This window comes from Sphingobacterium alkalisoli (assembly GCF_005049105.1).
Lineage (GTDB): Bacteria > Bacteroidota > Bacteroidia > Sphingobacteriales > Sphingobacteriaceae > Sphingobacterium > Sphingobacterium alkalisoli.
The window spans coordinates 107,270-126,522 of record NZ_SUKA01000005.1; the positions used below are offsets into that span (position 1 = coordinate 107,270).

At 40.2% G+C, this 19,253-nt stretch carries 23 protein-coding genes; 17 read left to right on the forward strand and 6 right to left on the reverse strand.

What is annotated here, in order from left to right; translation table 11 throughout:
* Positions 1-8: 8 nt before the first annotated feature.
* Complete coding sequence (locus FAZ19_RS16055; protein ID WP_136821769.1) at positions 9-776, reverse strand: sulfite exporter TauE/SafE family protein; 768 nt, start codon at positions 774-776, stop codon at positions 9-11.
* On the reverse strand, positions 776-1,435 hold the full coding sequence (locus FAZ19_RS16060; protein ID WP_136821770.1) for an HAD family hydrolase: 660 nt from the start codon (positions 1,433-1,435) through the stop codon (positions 776-778). The genes FAZ19_RS16055 and FAZ19_RS16060 overlap by 1 nt, the downstream gene beginning before the upstream one ends.
* Positions 1,436-1,571: 136 nt before the next feature.
* Here FAZ19_RS16060 and FAZ19_RS16065 point away from each other — a divergent pair, with 136 nt between their 5' ends.
* The 5 genes from FAZ19_RS16065 to pdeM are packed head-to-tail and all read left to right on the forward strand — an operon-like array spanning position 1,572 to position 7,743.
* The gene (locus FAZ19_RS16065; RefSeq protein WP_136821771.1) at positions 1,572-2,075 is read left to right on the forward strand and encodes a pyridoxamine 5'-phosphate oxidase family protein; all 504 of its coding nucleotides are present in this window, start codon (positions 1,572-1,574) and stop codon (positions 2,073-2,075) included.
* Between the two features lie 3 nt (positions 2,076-2,078).
* Positions 2,079-3,083 (forward strand): ligase-associated DNA damage response exonuclease, encoded by a 1,005-nt coding sequence (locus FAZ19_RS16070; RefSeq protein WP_136821772.1) that lies wholly within the window; start codon positions 2,079-2,081, stop codon positions 3,081-3,083.
* Complete coding sequence (locus FAZ19_RS16075) at positions 3,080-4,684, forward strand: ATP-dependent DNA ligase (RefSeq protein ID WP_136821773.1); 1,605 nt, start codon at positions 3,080-3,082, stop codon at positions 4,682-4,684. Before FAZ19_RS16070 ends, FAZ19_RS16075 begins: the two co-directional genes overlap by 4 nt.
* Positions 4,668-7,103, forward strand: a complete 2,436-nt coding sequence (locus FAZ19_RS16080) for a ligase-associated DNA damage response DEXH box helicase (protein ID WP_136821774.1) — start codon at positions 4,668-4,670, stop codon at positions 7,101-7,103. Before FAZ19_RS16075 ends, FAZ19_RS16080 begins: the two co-directional genes overlap by 17 nt.
* Positions 7,096-7,743: a ligase-associated DNA damage response endonuclease PdeM gene (gene pdeM / locus FAZ19_RS16085; protein WP_136821775.1), complete on the forward strand. Its 648-nt coding sequence runs from the start codon at positions 7,096-7,098 to the stop codon at positions 7,741-7,743. Before FAZ19_RS16080 ends, pdeM begins: the two co-directional genes overlap by 8 nt.
* Before the next feature lie 220 nt (positions 7,744-7,963).
* Here pdeM and FAZ19_RS16090 read toward each other — a convergent pair whose 3' ends face one another.
* The 4 genes from FAZ19_RS16090 to FAZ19_RS16105 are packed head-to-tail and all read right to left on the reverse strand — an operon-like array spanning position 7,964 to position 10,504.
* Positions 7,964-8,761, reverse strand: a complete 798-nt coding sequence (locus FAZ19_RS16090; protein WP_136821776.1) for a helix-turn-helix transcriptional regulator — start codon at positions 8,759-8,761, stop codon at positions 7,964-7,966.
* Positions 8,761-9,369, reverse strand: a complete 609-nt coding sequence (locus tag FAZ19_RS16095) for a hypothetical protein (RefSeq protein ID WP_136821777.1) — start codon at positions 9,367-9,369, stop codon at positions 8,761-8,763. Before FAZ19_RS16095 ends, FAZ19_RS16090 begins: the two co-directional genes overlap by 1 nt.
* A gap of 22 nt (positions 9,370-9,391) precedes the next feature.
* On the reverse strand, positions 9,392-9,787 hold the full coding sequence (locus FAZ19_RS16100; RefSeq protein WP_136821778.1) for a hypothetical protein: 396 nt from the start codon (positions 9,785-9,787) through the stop codon (positions 9,392-9,394).
* A gap of 3 nt (positions 9,788-9,790) precedes the next feature.
* Complete coding sequence (locus tag FAZ19_RS16105; protein WP_136821779.1) at positions 9,791-10,504, reverse strand: S24 family peptidase; 714 nt, start codon at positions 10,502-10,504, stop codon at positions 9,791-9,793.
* Positions 10,505-10,697: 193 nt separating this feature from the next.
* On the opposite strand from FAZ19_RS16105, the gene FAZ19_RS16110 reads away from it, so the two are divergent.
* The 12 genes from FAZ19_RS16110 (at position 10,698) to dnaB (ending at position 19,238) form a co-directional block, all read left to right on the forward strand.
* Positions 10,698-11,276: a helix-turn-helix transcriptional regulator gene (locus tag FAZ19_RS16110; protein ID WP_136821780.1), complete on the forward strand. Its 579-nt coding sequence runs from the start codon at positions 10,698-10,700 to the stop codon at positions 11,274-11,276.
* A gap of 41 nt (positions 11,277-11,317) precedes the next feature.
* Positions 11,318-11,545: a hypothetical protein gene (locus FAZ19_RS16115; protein WP_169305681.1), complete on the forward strand. Its 228-nt coding sequence runs from the start codon at positions 11,318-11,320 to the stop codon at positions 11,543-11,545.
* 2 nt (positions 11,546-11,547) lie between these two features.
* Positions 11,548-11,907, forward strand: a complete 360-nt coding sequence (locus FAZ19_RS16120) for a hypothetical protein (RefSeq protein ID WP_136821782.1) — start codon at positions 11,548-11,550, stop codon at positions 11,905-11,907.
* 100 nt (positions 11,908-12,007) lie between these two features.
* Positions 12,008-12,283 (forward strand): hypothetical protein, encoded by a 276-nt coding sequence (locus FAZ19_RS16125; protein WP_136821783.1) that lies wholly within the window; start codon positions 12,008-12,010, stop codon positions 12,281-12,283.
* Positions 12,276-12,521: a hypothetical protein gene (locus FAZ19_RS16130; protein ID WP_136821784.1), complete on the forward strand. Its 246-nt coding sequence runs from the start codon at positions 12,276-12,278 to the stop codon at positions 12,519-12,521. Before FAZ19_RS16125 ends, FAZ19_RS16130 begins: the two co-directional genes overlap by 8 nt.
* Before the next feature lie 7 nt (positions 12,522-12,528).
* Positions 12,529-14,514 carry an AAA family ATPase gene (locus FAZ19_RS16135; RefSeq protein WP_136821785.1) on the forward strand — a complete coding sequence of 662 codons (1,986 nt, stop codon included), beginning with the start codon at positions 12,529-12,531 and terminating at the stop codon, positions 14,512-14,514.
* Entirely contained in the window at positions 14,514-14,789 is a 276-nt protein-coding gene (locus tag FAZ19_RS16140; RefSeq protein WP_136821786.1) for a hypothetical protein, read from the forward strand. The genes FAZ19_RS16135 and FAZ19_RS16140 overlap by 1 nt, the downstream gene beginning before the upstream one ends.
* 6 nt (positions 14,790-14,795) lie before the next feature.
* A complete protein-coding gene (locus tag FAZ19_RS16145) occupies positions 14,796-15,692 on the forward strand; it encodes a recombinase RecT (protein WP_136821787.1) in 897 nt (298 codons plus the stop codon).
* Positions 15,692-16,414: an MBL fold metallo-hydrolase gene (locus FAZ19_RS16150; protein ID WP_136821788.1), complete on the forward strand. Its 723-nt coding sequence runs from the start codon at positions 15,692-15,694 to the stop codon at positions 16,412-16,414. The genes FAZ19_RS16145 and FAZ19_RS16150 overlap by 1 nt, the downstream gene beginning before the upstream one ends.
* A 1-nt stretch (position 16,415) precedes the next feature.
* Entirely contained in the window at positions 16,416-16,811 is a 396-nt protein-coding gene (locus tag FAZ19_RS16155) for a hypothetical protein (protein ID WP_136821789.1), read from the forward strand.
* 18 nt (positions 16,812-16,829) lie between these two features.
* Positions 16,830-17,735: a DUF7833 domain-containing protein gene (locus tag FAZ19_RS16160; RefSeq protein WP_136821790.1), complete on the forward strand. Its 906-nt coding sequence runs from the start codon at positions 16,830-16,832 to the stop codon at positions 17,733-17,735.
* 9 nt (positions 17,736-17,744) lie between these two features.
* Positions 17,745-19,238 (forward strand): replicative DNA helicase, encoded by a 1,494-nt coding sequence (gene dnaB / locus FAZ19_RS16165; RefSeq protein WP_136821791.1) that lies wholly within the window; start codon positions 17,745-17,747, stop codon positions 19,236-19,238.
* Positions 19,239-19,253 lie beyond the last annotated feature (15 nt).

Here is a 19,253-nt window from a genome sequence, read left to right on the forward strand (position 1 = left end):
TGATGCAGTTATATCAATATCATCAAGACACAGGAAATAATGACCATAGCTGTAATAATAATACGGAACTCTTTTTCGGGCAATATTTTTACGAGTTTTATTCCAAGTACTCCTCCTAATATAATAAATGGTAGCGCCATGAAATTCAGTAGAACGCCTACCCAACTTACGTTCTGCCACACAAATACCTGTAAGGGTATTTTGATATAGTTTAAGATCATGATAAACCAGGCGCCAGTGGCTACGAAAGCGTATTTATTTAAGTTCTTGGTTAACAAGTAAACCGATAACGCAGGTCCGGCGGCATTGCCAATCATGGTCGAAAATCCCATGATAAAACCGAAAAGGGGCGAGTACCATTTTCCATTAGTAATAATAAGCTGTTTAGTCTTGTCAAGCTTTTCCATCCAAAACATAATACCTATCCCCAAAATAATGCAAGCTCCCATTACTATTTTAAAGGATGTGTCATCAATATACTTTCCGATGATCAGGGCGACAGTTAATCCCATCAACGACATTGGTAGCAATTTCAGAACTTCAGACCATATCAGCTGCTTTCGGTAGTAGATCACTCCCATCAAGTCTGCTAATGCAAGCAATATGAGTACGATACCGGTCGAGTATTTCGCGCCAAAAAGTATAACAAATAGAGGTACTGCCAGCGAACCTATATTTTGAATCCCTGTTTTTGACATGCCTATCAATAGGGCACATGTAAGATACAGTATCCAACTCGATGTATTTGGCAAGAGGGCTAGTGCTTCTTCAAACATTATTTCGTCAGCAGGGCTAAGATTTTTGAAGCATCTATTTCCGTGTAATCATGAATATAAAGATCGCAGGGAGGAAGCTGTTCCTTTGTATGTGAGCTTAATACGCCTACCACTTTCATATTTGCATTAATTGCCGCAGATACTCCCGAAAACGAATCTTCAAAGATGACGCAGTGATTTGGATCTACGCCCAGGTTTTGGGCGGATGTTAAATACACTTCAGGATCAGGTTTATGCTTAGCGACATTTTCACTAGCTAATAATGATTCCATTTTTAGACGGATACCTAATCCATCGATAACAAGATCCATATTGGCCCTCGGAGCGGAAGTGGCTACGCCGGTTTTGAAACCCTTGTCTTTCAGATCCTCCAAAAAAGCAGCATAATTTGGAATGGATTTTATCTCTGATTTATATATTTCTCTAAATAGTCCCTCTTTTTCGTTTTCCAATTTCAAAAGCTCTTCACCGGCAATTGTTTTTTTGAAAAAATGGCTCATAATATAGGAATTATGTTTGCCATACATGTGATCCTCAAACTCTACGTCACTATAAGGAATTTTGTATTTGTCGAAGAAGACTTCAAAGGCTTTAGCATGGTACGGATTCGTATGTGCGATTACGCCGTCCATATCAAAGATTACCGCATAATTATTCATAGCGCAAACTTAGAGATATTTGATTTTATACGCAATTATAATCGAACGGAATATAACGGCAAATTATTGGCAGATGAAATCTAGAAAACTATTTAGTATAGGTTTTGTTGTTGTTAGTAACTAGATTTTATATGTTATGAGCGAATTAAATTATATTGGAAAAGAAGGAATCGACAAATTGAAAGAGCTGGCCGAAGGTATAGATTTTTGTATGTTTTGTAGTGCTTTGTCCTTAAGACCTATTCATGCTACACCTATGAGTGTTCAGGAAGTAGATGATAACGGCGATATTTGGTTTTTGGGCAGTAAATCGAGTGATAAGTATACGGACATATTACAAGATGGTAACGTCCAATTGTTTTTTTCTAAAAACAGTGATTTTACCTATTTAAGTATATATGGTACAGGTACTTTTTCGGAAGACCAAACTCGGATTGATAAGTATTGGAATAAAATGGTAGAAGGATGGTTTGAAAAGGGAAGGGAAGATCCAGATATCGTATTGATTAAAATTATGCCACACGATATCCGGTATTGGGAAACGAAAGATAATAAAATAGTTTCGATGGCTAAAGTACTATGGACTTCTGTAACCGGAGATAAAACAAATACTGGAAGAGAAGGAAGTATTGAAATCTAATGCATGAGGAGGTTACTTACTGTCGACGAGAATGGCCTCTACTGTAAGCAGGGCGATTTTTATATTGACCCTTGGAAACCCGTAAAAACTGCATTAATAAGCCATGGGCATAGTGATCATATGCGCTGGGGAATGCAACATTATATTTGTCATCATCATACTTTACCTATTTTGAAGCTGCGATTGGGGACTGAAAATTCTACTCAGGGAGTGGCATATGGCGAGGTCTTCGAAATAAATGGTGTTAAAATATCGTTTCACCCGGCCGGCCATATTATTGGTTCAGCTCAGATACGTTTGGAATTTCAGGATGAAGTTTGGCTTTTTACCGGCGATTACAAGATAGCAAAAGACGGTGTAAGTACACCTTATGAGCTCGTGAAATGTGATCATTTTATAACAGAGAGTACATTTGGTCTTCCTATTTATCATTTCCCACCGCCCGAGTTGATTTATCAGGATATCAATTCATGGTGGCGACAGAATGCCGACGAAGGATATAATACGGTGCTATTAGCTTATTCGCTAGGGAAGTCCCAAAATATTCTCGCACATATTGATCCCTCAATTGGTGAAGTATATCTGCACGGCGCGGTAGCAAATACCAATAATGCACTTGCCGAAATAGGTTATCACTTTCCAGGAAAATATATTAGCCCCGATATCGATCGGTCAGCATTGCGATCTGCTTTAATAGTCGCCCCACCATCCGCCAGTGACACACCCTGGCTAAGGAAACTTAAGCCATACCGTATCGCGATGTGCAGCGGTTGGATGCAACTTAGGGGAGCGCGTAGAAGAAAAGGTGTCGACAGAGGTTTTGCACTGTCCGACCACTGCGACTGGGATCAATTGAACCAAGCTATTCGACAAACGGACGCTAAACATGTATACGTAACACATGGCTATGAAAGCATTTTTTCAAAATGGGTAACGAATCATTTTGGAATTCCTGCCTCTGTACTTAAGACGGTTTATAACGATGAGGAGGAGGAATCTGAGCTATGAGAAAATTTGTTGAGCTAATTGAGGCAATCGACAGCACGACCAAGACTAATCAGAAGGTTGATGCTATATTGCGCTATTTGCAGATAGCGGGTGAGGAGGACAAAGTTTTTGCAATAGCCATTTTAACCGGAAATAAACCTAGGAGACCGATTAAAACAACAGATCTTAGACTCTGGGCTTCTGAAATGTCCGATACTCCTTTATGGCTGTTAGAAGAATGTTATTATGTAGTGGGTGATTTAGCGGAAACCATAACCCTGACCATCCCGCCATCCATGCCCCAAAAGGATTTCTCCTTAAAAGGTGTTTTCGAAGATATTATTATTTTACGGACAGATCAACCAGATGTACAAAAATTAAAGGTTTTATCGTATTGGTCAGCATTAAGCGGGAGTTCCCTTTTTGTTTTTAATAAATTCTTGACTGGCAATTTTAGGGTTGGCGTCTCTAAAAAATTAGTTGTGAAAGCTATAGCCAAGTATCTGAAATATGATAAAGCAGTTATAGAACATCGGCTAATGGGAAAATGGAACCCATTTGAAGAAACCATGGATACCTTATTTGCCGAAGAACATCTCGAAGGGAAGCATTTTTTGCCCTATCCATTCTATTTGGCCTATGCGTTGGAGGGAGACCCTCAGGAGTTAGGGGATTTAACGGATTGGATATTGGAAGCAAAGTTGGATGGTATCCGTGGGCAGCTGATCGTGCGCGAAGATGAAATATTTGTATGGAGTAGAGGAGAGGATCTTATGAACGAAAAGTTTGTCGAATTTCTCCCTCTAAAGGATATCTTGCCAAACGGTACCGTATTAGATGGAGAGGTAATTCCTTGGAAAAATGATCGCCCGTTAGATTTTCAGCTTATGCAGACTCGTATTGGAAGGAAGAATCTTTCGAAGAAGATATTGGAAGACATACCGTTGGTAATGATCTGCTATGATGTATTGGAATGGCAAGGTAATGATATACGCGATTGGCCATTAGCAAAGAGACGACAGTTACTGATGGAAATATTAGCTACGTATCCGGTAAACGGTGTCCTTTTGCTATCCGAAGAAAAGATTTTTAATAATTGGGATGAAGCAAAGTTATATCGAAATCAAGCGCGGCAATACTTTTCCGAAGGGCTCATGATTAAAAATAGAAATAGTCCTTATGAAGTCGGGAGAAAGCGTGGCAAATGGTGGAAATGGAAAACGGACGCAATGACAATAGATGGTGTGCTGATCTATGCACAGTCGGGACATGGCAGACGGGCAAATTTGTTTACGGATTACACCTTCGCAGTATGGGACAATGGCGTGTTGGTACCCTTTACAAAAGCGTATTCCGGACTTACCGACAAAGAGCTTATTACGATAGATAATTGGATTAAACGGAATACAATCGACAAGTTCGGCCCTGTCAGATCTGTCAAACCTGAACTCGTTTTTGAACTGGCTTTTGAAGGTATTAACCTCAGTAGCAGACATAAATCGGGGGTAGCTTTACGGTTTCCCAGGATTGTACGGTGGCGTACGGATAAACCAGCATTAGAAGCAAATACAAGGGAAGATTTATTACATTTGTTAAACACTAAACATGAATCAACTCGCTGATGTTTGGTTTTTCAATCAAGGATGGAAACCACATGCCTTTCAAAAGGAAGCATGGAAAGTTATATCTAAGGGGAATTCGGGTTTGTTAAATGCTCCCACGGGGTTTGGTAAAACCTTTGGAATCTGGTTTGGTATATTAGACCACTATTACAATCATCCCCAGTTCCAGAAAAAAAAGACAAAAAAGAAACAATTGCATGCCCTTTGGATCACTCCCTTGCGTGCTCTGTCGAAAGAAATTTATAAGGCTGCCACGCAGGTGAGCACGGATTTAGAACTGGATTACAAAATTGAATTGCGGACAGGAGATACGTCTAGTGCCGATCGGCAAAAGCAGCGTAAAAATCCTCCTCAGGCACTTATAACAACACCCGAAAGCGTTCATCTGTTGTTGGCTTCTAAAGGGGCGACGGATTATTTTAAGCAACTTGAGTTTATTGTTGTGGATGAGTGGCATGAATTGTTGGGTAGTAAACGAGGGGTATTAATAGAGCTGGCGCTCAGTCGATTGAAAGCGATTAATCCAATGCTGAAGATATGGGGGATTTCAGCGACGATTGGAAACCTTCCGGAAGCGCAGGAGATACTACTGGGGCATCATCATCGTGGTGTGATGGTTAAAGCCAACTTGAAGAAGAAGATACAGATTGAAACTATTCTTCCGGATAGTTTAGAAAAATTTCCTTGGGCGGGTCATCTTGGTGTGCGCCTTTTGGATAAAGTCGTGGATATTATCCGAAAATATCATTCCACGTTGATTTTCACCAATACGCGATCGCAAGCAGAAATCTGGTACCAGCAGATCATTACGTTCTATCCCGAATTTGCGGGATTGCTTGCTATACATCACGGCTCTTTATCCGATGAAATCCGTCTGTGGGTAGAAGATGCTTTGCATGAAGGAAAACTCAAGGCTGTCGTTTGTACGAGCAGTCTGGATTTAGGGGTTGATTTTAGACCGGTAGATTGTGTGATTCAAATCGGATCCCCAAAGGGCGTTGCGAGGTTTCTGCAACGCGCGGGGCGATCTGGTCACCGCCCGCACGAAACTTCCTATATTTATTACCTTCCGACGAATTCTTTAGAAATCATAGAAGGAGATTCGCTAAAATATGCAGTTAAAGAAAATATTATCGAGCAGCGAATTCCTTATATTCGATCTTTCGATGTGCTCGTACAATATTTGATGACGCTCGCTGTAGGTGATGGATTTGATGCTGTACAGTTATTTTCTGAAGTAAAAGGCACACACTGCTTTTCATCTATTTCTAGAGAAGAGTTTGATCAATGTATGGCCTTGTTACTGTATGGAGGTGCTGCACTCACAGCTTATGATGATTTTCATCGCCTAGAGCTAGTTGATGGACTTTATAAAGTGACGTCCCGTAAATTAGCATTAAGGCATCGTCTTAGCATTGGTGCTATCGTATCTGACATCATGATGCGTGTTAAGTTTATGTCTGGAAAATACTTGGGTTCTATTGAAGAATCCTTTATTTCCAAATTAAATAGCGGAGATGTATTCTGGTTTTCGGGGCGACAGCTGGAATTGATACAGGTACGTGCTAATGACGCTATAGTCAAACCCTCAGAAAAGAAAAAAGGTGTCATCCCTTCTTGGATGGGAGGGCGTTTTGCTATCTCTCCTGATTTAGGAACGGCTATCCGTCACAGTTTTTCAAATATACACAAAGATAAGGTCTCTAGTCCTGAGATCGAATTCCTCCGCCCTTTATTCGTTGAGCAATCAAAACGTTCTATACTTCCGAAAGAAGGTGAACTGCTCGTGGAATACATGCAGACTAAATACGGATTTCATCTTTTCTTGTATCCTTTTGATGGAAAATTAGTACATGAAGGCATGGCTCAGGTAATTGCCTATCGATTAGGGAAAATAAAACCGGCAACCTTTAGTATTGCGACCAATGAGTACGGGATAGAGTTGTTGACAGACACGGAATACGAAATAGACGTCCCGTTTTTAACGAACTTATTGACGCCGCATAATTTGCATGCCGATATTTCCTCGGGAATTAATGTGCAGGAGATGGCACGTCGGCGATTTAGAGATATAGCAGGTATAGCCGGTTTGGTGTTTCAGGGTTATCCGGGCAAGCAAATGAAAAGCAAGCACCTTCAGGCTAATTCGGGGTTATTCTTTTCCGTATTTGAAGATTATGATCCGAATAATTTACTTTTGCGCGAAGCTTATGACGAAGTTTTTGACTTCCAGTTGGAAGAAGGACGAATGCAGCAGGCATTCGAGCGGATTGCAGATCATCACATCGTGCTTGCAAAACCGCTAAGACTGACGCCTTTTTCTTTTCCTATATTCTCGGAATCATTTCGTGAACGGTATAGCAACGAAGATTGGCAAAGTCGATTGGAAAAATTAAAAGGACAATTATTAGATGGCTAAAAAGCTGACATTCAATAACCTCGAAATATTCTTACTGCCCCAAAAGGCAGTTTATATACCGCATTACGCAATGCTCATTGTGTCAGACTGGCATCTCGGTAAATTAATGCACTTCCGGAAAGAAGGACTTTTTGTTCCTCCACCACAAATACGACATGAACTCAATATACTAGGTGAATTGATGCAGGAGGTGCCGACTAAAAAGGTCGTGTTCTTGGGCGACCTATTTCACTCCGACTGGAATGCGGACTGGACGGAATTGATAAATTACCTGAGTAATTTCCCACATATAGAGTTTGTGCTGACGAAAGGCAACCACGATATATTAACGGAAGAAATATGGGAAAAATCAACCGTAATTCAGCAAAAAGATCAGCTAATACTAGCCGAAGGTCTTGTTTTATCGCATGAGCCGATAGCGGATTTACCTGAGCATATGTTTAACTTGGTCGGACACATCCATCCTGGATGTGTGATAGAAACTAAAGGAAGACAAAGTTTTAGATTGCCCTGTTTTTACCTAAAAAATAAGCGTCTCGTACTTCCAGCCTTTGGGAAATATACCGGCTTGCACATTATTTCCAAAGAGGTCGATACACAGATTTTTGCCATTGTAAACGATGCGGTCATTGAAGTTTAACGGGGTAAGGGATTTCAGTAAAGCAAATTTGAAAAATAGGCAAGTTATTGAAAAAAGAAAAAGCTCATCTGTCTGATGAGCTTTTGTACCTAGGGCGGGAATCGAACTCTTCCCGTCGCTTTTAGGGTTTTCTGTGTGCTTTTTTTTGCTCATTAGGGGGGATTGTTGAAAGCTGAATGAGAAAATTATGTGCTGTTTTATGTGCTGATTATTTACCTAATCATAAGCTTTTTAGTTTCTTAACGACCGATTCAAGTTCTTTGATCAGATCATCCCTAACTTTATCTTCTTTTTTACCGCCCATACGTTCACGTTGTACGGTTGGGTGTATAATAGGAGGTGCGCTGAAATCTAGCCCGAATAGGAACATTGGGTTCGCTCCAACTTTAGAAATATACTTTTGGATGATGTCATAAGTCGGGTTGGACCCAAGGGATTTTTCAATATTTGAAATAGTTCCTTGGGTTGCATCTACCATTTCCGCAACCTGGACCTGACTTAAGCCGGCCTCTTCACGGACGCGCTTAAAAATTTCGTTAGTTCTCATTCTGTATATAATTCCGTTATCCGGATCCCAATGGATTTTTACAAATTCCTTGAAGTCCTCAATGTGTTGCAATAAATTATCTTCAAAATCTTTTCTGCTTGCATAAAGAGTGCCGAGTTCTTCTGCTCCCATGTGCTCTTCGATCAGATATAAATTTCCTACTGTAGTTCCATTCTTGTCGGCGAACCAGATGAAAAGGTTTATATTATCGTATACTACTTTATACTTGTGTGTCCTGGCCAGCCGCCGGATCTCTGCAATCACTTCATCAATCGAAAATTCAAACTTTGCTTTGTGCTCGAGCATTTCAACAAGCTTGGCATTTGAATATCCGACAAAACTATACTCGTAATCCTTTTGCTTGCGTATGTACAGATCCACCAAAGTAAGGTAGTTGTCAATTAGCTTGTCAGAGATTTCCTGCCACGATGCGTGAGCAAAGTCCAAACTGTTCATTTCAAATCTCTTCATTACAGATCAGATATGGCTTTACTCGTGAGTTTTCTAGTGTAATCTTTATGTTGTTCACTAATATCATTGTCTACAAATACAAAATTACCATTGCTTAGGTTATCAATGTCAAGACATAAAGAAACAGATTTTGATATCCAAAAATAATCTTCTATAAATTGATTCGGTTGTTTAAACAGTCCGCCATATGCACTCTTAAATGTGTCGAAAACTGATTTATCGAACCTCTTGTCGAAAAAAGCAGTAATATATATCACCTTATTGTTAAAAACACCCACATAGAGATTGTTTAGTTCTATGTGATCTCCTATTTTATAATGATTTTCGTTTAGGCTTTTAAAATAGGTTATGCCGGGAGAGCTAGTTAGCAACGTGTCGTTTTCGAGGGTCTCAAATTCGTCTTGGATTAAACTAAAGTTCATGCCTAGAGTTATATCTTTGAATCCTCTTTTTGTCTCTAAAATTTTTAAGCTACCTATTTTTTCCTTTATTTTAAATTCGATGTTACCACTTCCGTATACATCATCCTGAAAAACTTTCTTTTCTTTTTTTTCCTGACTGAAGAGTATAGTAGGAAAAATGGATAATATTATGAATAATAATCTCATGTTATTTCTAAAAACTTTGTGGTTATTGTACTTGCTCTGTAAACTGTGGATAAGCTGCATACTCATTGAAGACTTCCTTATTATTTTTTTGAACTATCAAAGAAACATATTCCGGACCATCTACGGCTGTAGCTTCAGCATATAAGATTTGTCCCTTTTGTAAGTCCTCTACGATAACGTCATCCAAAACCTTGCTCGCTGTTTTCTCACTATGGTATCCCTGAGCTATTGTTTTTACAACCTCATATACGTTCGTTTCGCCTTTCTTAGCCTGCTTTATTTGGATTGAGTAATAAAATCTACCCTTATCAGGATTGCTTATTTTTATGGTGTATTTCGCACTAATATCCGTAGTGTTGTCTTTTTCACATGAGAAGAAAGCAAAAGGGACAAGGAAAAGTAATAAGAATCGGTTCATATTTTAATAGTTTGGTTTTTTTAAAATTTCTGTTACCAGGCACAATTTACGAATCTTTTCTTTTTTAATTGTGATGGGTGAATATTTGGCACGTGTTCCAATCTTATCCTCCTGGTTGTCGGACCAAAGTATCACCTTGTCCTCATCATCAGCAAGTAAGAGACGCTTATACATTTTGTAATCAGCCCATTCTATATAATACACTTCACCCCAAGCGATTTCATTAGGGTCTTCAATAGGTCTTACTATTCCAAGGTCGCCATTAGCTAAAGTTGGATACATGGAATGTCCGTATGCGGGAAGTGCGAATGAATTTTTGTGTGCTCCTGGTATATTTAAGTGGCCGATTATCTTCACGTCATTTGGGTCATTGTAAACTTCCACCCCTCCAGCCGCTGCTGGGAAATTATATATTGGAATACCTCCTTCATAGCCATCATCGTGAGATTCTATTTGAACGGACTCCACCTCAGTTCTTTTTCTGAACTCTTTTGCAATTGGATTTCCAATACCTTCAATTAACCAAAGAAGATCGTATTGAATATATTTTTTTATAATTTTTGCTCCAAGCTCTCCACTTATGTTTTTTACTTTTCCGCTTTTGAAGTCGTAAAATATTTGCGCGGAATTCAATCCTACGTTTTTTGCAAGGGAGTTATAGCTAGAAACACTTTCCTGCTCCATTATATAGTTTATCCTGTCTATAGGGTGTTTCATTAATGAAGTTTCATTAAAATTATATCATTGATAATCAACTAACTAAATTATATTAATGAAGTTTCTTTAAAAAATTAATGAAACTTCATTATGTTTGTATTACAATGTAAAACGAAGATAATTAAATTATAGGATATCCTAATATTTTTTACAAACGTATCAATAGTGAAGCATTTAAGAAATCCCTAATAGTATGGAAAGGAACGGATTTATAAACACAACGAAAAAGCCCTTTGCCGGGATGATAGATAAGGGAGCCGACTTCTTCAAGGACGGCGGTAAGCTCTACGTCAGTCACGATAGAAGAATAGAAGAGTGGCCGGAATTTCCCGAGTATGTTATGAATCTGGTAAGGGAAGATATGTTAAAGTATCCAGAGGCGATAAAATCATTGGGACAATGGGAAAATCTTCTTCCTGAAGAATTTGAATATCGGTATATCGCCTGTCGATTTGGTGGATTGGATGATGAGCCGGACATCGATGTAAATGGAGTGGTGCATCCATCCGAATATGTTCCATGCCGCTTGAGAGGAGAATGCCGGTTTGAAGGGAAACTTTGCCGGGCAATACAGGTGGGGGATGAATACATATCAAAAAGGGAAATGGATGTGTTGCGGTTGATAGACCTTGACAATAAGATTATAGCTGATAAGCTATGCATCAGCACGGAAACCGTCAACTCGCATATCATCAACATTAGGGCTAAGTTAAAAGGGATAGACAGTAAGCCGCAATTAGCCGTGTGGGCATCAAAAAAAGGAATTATATAGTAACACAAATGAATATTCACGCAAATAAAAATCAAATTAATATGCAAATGGAAATACAAAGTACAGCAGAATCATGGAGTGATAGGCTGACGAAAATGGAGATCGGCGGTAAAATGCTTGTTGAAATGAAGAGCGCTGCAACCGCAAGGCATTACATCAGTTACCGCATGCCAATCTATCATCCCGGACTAAAGTTCACGACAAAGAAGATAAAGCAGGAAATCGACGGTGAACAGGTTCCTGTTATCGAAGTCACTAGAACCGCCTAGTCATGGATGCCGCCTTCTTCGAGGTGGTCAGAGAGTTAGAAAGAGTCCAGAAGGAAAACGAACGCTTAAAAAAGCAGTTAAAAAAACCAAAGAAAAGAGAAAATGTAAGTGCAGAAGATATTCAGGAGGGACGATCTAGAAGATGGGCGGAGCTGCAGTATCAGCGATTGTGGGATGAAGCTTTAGCTTCTAACAATGATAGGATTTCGAATATCAGGAAAAAAGGGCAGACGGTGGGTCGACCTTACTTTGTGCCAATTAATAACTGCATGGATTCGTACGGAAAGGATAAAAAAGTAACACAAATAAATGATCACGCAAATGACAGTATTGAGATTACACGCAAACAACACCTTCAGTAGCACAAAGGATAAATCACGCAAAAAAACGGGAGAGCCCACGCAAATAGACTCTCCCATAGTAACACAAATGAATGTTCACGCAAATAAACAATCAATCGTTATGGCAAATATAAACACAAATTATGGTTTCGACAAGTGTGGATCGTTTGAAGAAATCGCTATGCTAGCGCTTCGGCGGGCCTTGGATATCAATGAGGATGGTCTGGTTCGGGTTAACATCCACATCAATCGTAAAAAGGAATTGTCGGTGTATTTCTACCACAAATCTATTATGGAATCCGTTCATTTTATTCATGGTTCTGGCTCACTGGCGGAATTGAACAACGCTTTTGTTAAATATGAAGCTGTTGGAAAGAAGGAGGTGTGTCATGCGTAAGGTAGCTTTAGGTGTCAAGAAATCGCTGTATCCGCTTGGTTACAACAAGAATAATCCAATGGAGAGCTTTAACGAATGGGCTGAGTATATCAGGCGGCAGAACTACATTAACAGCATGGGCGGTGCTAGTGCGGTTTATCTCATATCCATTGATCTAACGCAGATGCAAGCCGTACTTGAAACGAAGGGTATGAACAGCGCTCTGGACCAAGCAAATCAAATTTTAAACAATAAATAGTAAGAAAATGAAAATCATCATCGATTATTTAATCATTGTCAATTTCAAAGGGATGCGAAATCTGACAATTACATTCGACCAGATATTAACAAACATATTTGGCGACAACGCTACCGGGAAAACTACGGTGTTCGACGCATTTACATGGCTTTTCTTTGGTAAGGAGTCAACAGACCGTAAAGATTTCAATATCAAGAACACGGTAGATTCATCTTTGAATCGTCAGGATCATGAAGTTTCTGCAGTAATTAATGCTAATGGATCTAAAATCACTATTAAGCGGATTTTACGAGAGAAATGGACAAAAAAACGAGGCTCAGAGATTCCAGAGTTCACAGGAAATGAGACAATCTATTATTGGGACGATGTACCAGTTAACCAGAATGAGTTCAATAAGAAGGTTTCCGGCCTGATCGACGAGAAGATTTTTAAGCTGATATCCAATCCGGCATACTTTAATGAATTGAAATGGCAAGACCGTCGCCAGATCCTGTTTGATATCGCTGGTGAAGTAACTAACGAAGAAATAGCAGGATCAAACAAGAAGTTTCGGGAGATCTTAGCACACTTGACTAACGGTAAGACCTTGGAAGATTACAAGAAGCAGGTTGCCTCCCAGCGTAAAAAGATCAAAGACGATCTGGAGCAGATCCCGACACGTATCGATGAGGTGAATAAGAATATACCTGAGATGGCGGATGCTTCATTGATCCGTAGAGATATAGACACTAAGCAGTCTAAAATTAAGTTCATCGATGATCAGATGGCTGATCGCTCGAATTCGATGAATGCGGCCTATGAAAAAGTTCGTGAGCACCAGCAAATGGTTTACAGCAAACAGAACGCATTGGATACCATCAAAAACCAAGTTGAACAATCGATAAAAAACAAGGACCAAGATCTTGTAAGTGAACGTAATCAAATTACCCGTGAAATTAATTATAAAGAGCAGGAGCTTAAACAGATTGAAGCGCAGCGCGAACGGAGGCAGAATGAAATTCAATCGGTCAAATTTTATATCGAAGATAAAAGAAATCAATGGAAGACGATCAATGCCGATCGCGAACGAGTATCTGCTCAGCAGCTCGTATTTGATGATCACGCTTTTACGTGTCCTACTTGCTCTCGTTTATTTGACACTGATGATATAGAAGCGAAGAAGGATGAGATGCTTTCTACTTTTAACAACGATAAAGAAGCGCAGATCGCTAGCTATGCCAAAAATCTTGCTTTGGTAGTGTCCCAAGCGGATTCGTTAAAAAATGATCTCAAACGTTTGGAATCATTGGATACATCAGAAGAGATTAAAACCATCTCTGATGAAATTCAAGTTCTGAGAGGTAACCTTTCCAGATTCAATGAAGAATTCGCTGGTCCTGGGCTTTCTTTGGAACAGTTACTTGAGACGAATGAAGAGTATCTACGTCTTCTAAATGAATTGGATTCCCTTAAATCGTCTGCCCCCGAGGAGCCTAAGGTTGACTTAACCGATCTTCAAAACGAGAAGATTGAGTTGGAGCAGGAGATTCGTCAGTTAGAGCGCGAGTTGGCTAAAGAAGTAGTTATCAAGCAATCGAAAGAAAGAGTTTCATCTCTTGAAGCCGATGAAAAAAGACTTGCTAGTGAGCTAGCTTCGTATGAAGGTCAAGAATTTACGATCGAAGCGTTTACACGCAAAAAAGTTGAAGAGGTTGAAAGCCGGATCAATGGACTGTTTAATCACGTTAAATTTAAAATGTTCGATGTTCAGATCAACGGGGGAGAAGTTGAGACTTGTGATACTATGTATCTAGGTGTTCCTTATTCCGATTTAAACAATGCCGCCCGCATCAATGCAGGACTGGACATAATCAATACGCTTTGTAAATACTATGGAGTAAATGCGCCAATATTTATTGACAACGCGGAGTCTGTGACTAAGCTGATCGATGTCGAGTCGCAGATCATTCGGCTGGTTGTTTCGGAGGTAGATAAAAAATTGAGGGTAGCGTAATGTATACATTATTGGAAGTTAAAGATCAAATTGCAAAGCAACGCGGCTTCAATAATTGGCAGCATATCGAAGAACATGATTATAAAGGTTTGTTTAATCCCGCTGTTCTTCAGAGTATCAATGATCAGGTCACGTGGACCTATAACGAACAGTTTGTTGAGGTGCTGAGGGACGTAGTTAATGAGCACGAAGCAAACCCAAGTCCAACTACAGGGCTGTCGGGGGAGACATATTTGAATGCCAAGAAATTAGTCAACATAAGTAAAATAAAGTAACACAAAATGAGTAATCAATTAGCAGAACAAAACAATCAACAGCAGGGAACGCAAAATGCTGTTAAGAAATTTACGGAGGCAACAGTCGAGAATGTTTTATCTCGCATTGCTTCCATCCAAGCAACGGGTGAGCTCGTGCTTCCGGAGAACTACATTCCTGAAAATGCCGTGCGAGCTGCGTGGTTAATCCTTCAGGAGGTAACAGATAAAAATAACAGACCCGCTCTGGAGGTCTGTACTAAGGAAAGTATTGCGAACGCTTTCTTGGATATGGTCACATCCGGATTATCTATCGCCAAAAAGCAAGGATACTTCGTGGTATACGGCAATAAGCTTCAGTTTGATCAATCGTATATAGGCGATATCGCTCTAGCAAAACGAGTGGCCAATGTAAAAGAGGTCAATGCTGTTACCGTATACAAGGATGACGTCTTCGAATACGAAGTAGACGCTAATTCCGGTCGTAAGAAGGTTATTTCGCATAAGCAGAAGCTGGCTAACATTGATCCTAACAAAATCGTGGGGGCATATGCGATCGTTACTTACAATGACGGAAGTACGGATACCGAAATAATGACCTTAGGCCAAATACATACCTCTTGGGAGATGGGCGGATCAAAAGGCACTTCTCCTGCTCACAAAAAGTTTCCTGATCAGATGGCCGAGAAAACAGTTATTGCCCGGTCCTTAAAAATCGAAACAGGATCTTCAGACGATAGTTCGATCTTAAAGGACAAAGCGACAGATAAGGTTTCCGCTGATGTCAAACACGAAATCAAAGAACGTGCGAATTCTAAGGTGGTCCAGTTTGAGGAGGCGGAAGTAGTTGAAGAAACATCTGGAGATAAAGGGCAAAGTCCTGCTTCTGCAGATAGTGTTCAAACTGAAGAATGTCCTATCTAATGAAATTGACAATAGTAGGTAGCGGATCGAAAGGCAATGCCTATATCGTGCATAACGATAAGGAAGCATTATTGATAGAAGCAGGTGTAAACTTCAAGGCGGTTAAAGCCGCCTTGGATTTCGATATCGCCAAGGTTTCAGGATGTATTGTTACCCATTCGCATAATGATCACGCAGGATATGCCAAAGACGTAACTATGGCTGGTATCGATCTGTATTGTTTGAAAGCTACGGCAGAAGCAAAGGGACTTAAAGGCCACCGTGTTCACTATTTGTTAGAAAGCACGACTTACCATATAGGAAATTTCAAAGTGATCGCGATGCCGGTTCGTCACGATGTACCGTGTGTGAGCTTCCTTATTGAACACCCGGAAACCGGAAGGTTCTGCTTTGTCACAGATACGATCTATTGCGAGTATGTCTTTCCGGGGCTGAATAATATAATCGTTGAAGCTAACTACGGAGAAACGATAATCGATGAAAAGAATGATGCGAAGTTTCTAAGGGACAGGATCCTCCAGTCTCACATGAGTATCGAGACCTGCGAACAGTTCCTTCAGGCCAATGATCTGAGCAGTATCAACAATATAGTTTTGATTCACCTGTCGGATCGTAACTCGCACGCAGTCAATTTCAAAAACAAAGTAAAATCGAAAACAGGAGCTAGTGTCCATATAGCGGACAATGGAATGGAAATAGATTTCGGTAAAACACCTTTTTAGTATGAATAATTCAACAGAGCAAATGAATCATCTCAAGGAGATCAGCGAAATGATAGGCAACGCCATCGAGCAGGAAATCGATCGCGATAATCCGGATGAGCTTACGGGAAAGCTAATGGAGCTTTGTGCATTACAGGGTAACGCTAGTCATGCCTACGCCTTAGCAGAGCAGCTATATAACGTTAAGATCAGCGAGCTGGTACAGAAGCCCGAACATGCTAAATTAAGCGCTACAGACAAGAAGATGCTGTTTGCTGGATTAGCTAAAGAGGAGATTTATTATTTATCTCTTAACGAAAGGTATATCAGAAATCTATCACATTCTATTGAAGCATTGAGATCGGCTCTTTCCTGGAAGAAAGCCGAGATGGAACAAGCAAGATATCAAACAACTTAAATTTTATAAATATCATACATGGCTAATTTAGGATTTACATTTTATCCGAAAGACTGGTGGACGTCAGATGCGTTCTTTGAATTTACATTAGTTCAAAGATACGTTTACCTTGAATGCCTGTTTGTTATGTACGCAAATGATGGGTATATGAAAACCCAAAAAACCCAAGTTGAAAACCGACTAAGAACCCAAATTTCAGAGGAGGATTGGAAAGTAGTTACGGAAAGATTTGTGATTGAAAATGGGCAGTTTACTCATCAATCTGTCAATAAAAGGCTGAGAAAAGCTACGGCAAATAGGGAAAATGGTAAGAAAGGGGGAAGACCACGAAGTCAGCACCCCGAAAAAGGGCAAAATGAGGAGTTTGAAAAACCCAAAAAACCCAAATCTGAAACCCAAAATAACCCACCTTATAAAAGAGAAATAGAAATAGAAAGTAAAATAGAAGTAGAAGAAGAAAATAAAAAAGGCATCGCCGTCGACGACGAATTGAATTCTTCTGATTTACCAAAACCAACACCATGGGGAGAGTATCAATCGATGGATGATCTTGAAAAGGTTCTTCTTTCTCACAAATCCTGGCAAGCTGACTTTGGTAAATCACTAGGCTTAGATCATCCGGATCATGTTCCGATTTGGATTGAAAAATTTTTCATCTTCTGCAAGGGATCCGGGAAGGAACACCGGAAAGATTCGGAAGCAAAATCACATTGTCAATCCTGGACGCGGAGACAGATCGAATTGGGTAAGACTATCGAAACCGTAGTTGCTGCAAAAGCTTCTGTCCAGTTAGACGGAATTCAGCCATCACAGGACGGGATGACAACAGGTGAACGATCGGGGAAATGGATATGGCTAAATAACGGTTGGAGGGATACGACCATTTTTACCCCGGCACAAAAAAGAAGGAACGGACTCGCTTAAAATTCAAAAATGATCTACGACAAGAAAAAACACAGGCGCGATGACAGGGAACCAAACTTCCTCTCTGGAGGTAAGTTACCTCCTCAGGCGGTGGATCTCGAAGAAGCAGTTCTTGGGGCAGTTCTGTCCGAAAGGGACTGTCTGATGATGGTTTCTGATATTCTGCATCCAGAAATGTTTTACAAAGAAGCGAATCAGATTATCTACAAAGCTGTTCAATCCATATCGTTGTCAGGGGAGGCGCTGGACATCCTAACTGTCGTTAGTAGGCTAAGAAAAGATGGAGACTTGGAGAAAGTTGGCGGAGCATATTATCTCACTTCTCTCACTGATCGTGTTGTATCTGCCGCTAATATTGAATTTCATGCGCGTATCGTATCGCAAAAGTACATGCAAAGGGAACTGATCAAAGTTTCGGCTGAAACTATTCAGAACTGCTACGATGAAACAGAAGATATTTTCGATATCATTTCCCTTTACGAAACCAAAAGGGATGAGCTCGTCAATAATATCATCACACGGAAAGAAGTGGGACAGGAAGACGCTTTTAACCAGATGATGGAAGAAATTACCCGTCAGGCGGAATTAGGGGAGCTCGAAGTTACCGGTGTAGATACAGGTTTTAGAGATATGAACGCGGCGACAGGAGGCTGGCAGAAGGCGAACGTAATCATTTTAGCAGCTCGACCTGCTATGGGTAAGACCGCTCTAATGCTTAAGAAAGCTACAAAAGCATCTAGATCTGGTAAGCCAGTAGCGATCTTCTCTTTGGAGATGGCCAAGGAGCAATTGCAACAGCGGATTTTGTCGCAAGAGACAGGAATACCTCTGTATAAAATCAAATCTCCTTCGAAATTAGACGATATCGATTGGGCGGTCATCTACAACAAATCGAACGAGATAGCTTCACTTCCAATATTTTGGGATGACACACCTGGTCTAACTTTGATAGAGCTAAATGCAAAAGCGAAGCGGTTGAAAAGGCTTCACGGTATTGAAATGATTTTCATTGATTACCTGCAGCTGATCACCATTCCTGGCGAAAAGCGTTTTGATGAAATCAGTAAGATATCGCGTGGGCTTAAAATCCTAAGTAAGGAGCTCCAAATTCCAGTTCTGGCACTTTCACAACTAAGTCGTGCTGTTGAATCAAGGCCCGGTAATAGCAAACGCCCCCAACTGTCTGATCTTCGCGAATCGGGATCTATTGAACAGGATGCTGATATCGTGATGTTTCTATACCGAGCCGAATACTATGGAATGACTGAAGATGAGGACGGCAGGCCAACAGCTGGTATGGCAGAAGCAATTATCGCCAAAAACAGAGACGGAGCCACTGATACTATTGATCTAATATTTCACGGCCCGACAACAAATTTTTCAGATGTAACAGGTGATGTTATGAGTGATTTTTCATTCATGGATAAACAAAAGGAAATTCCAAACAATAACCTTAATGGGCATGCTAGTTGGAATGGAGCATTAGAAGACACCCCATTTTAAACAATTTAGTAACAC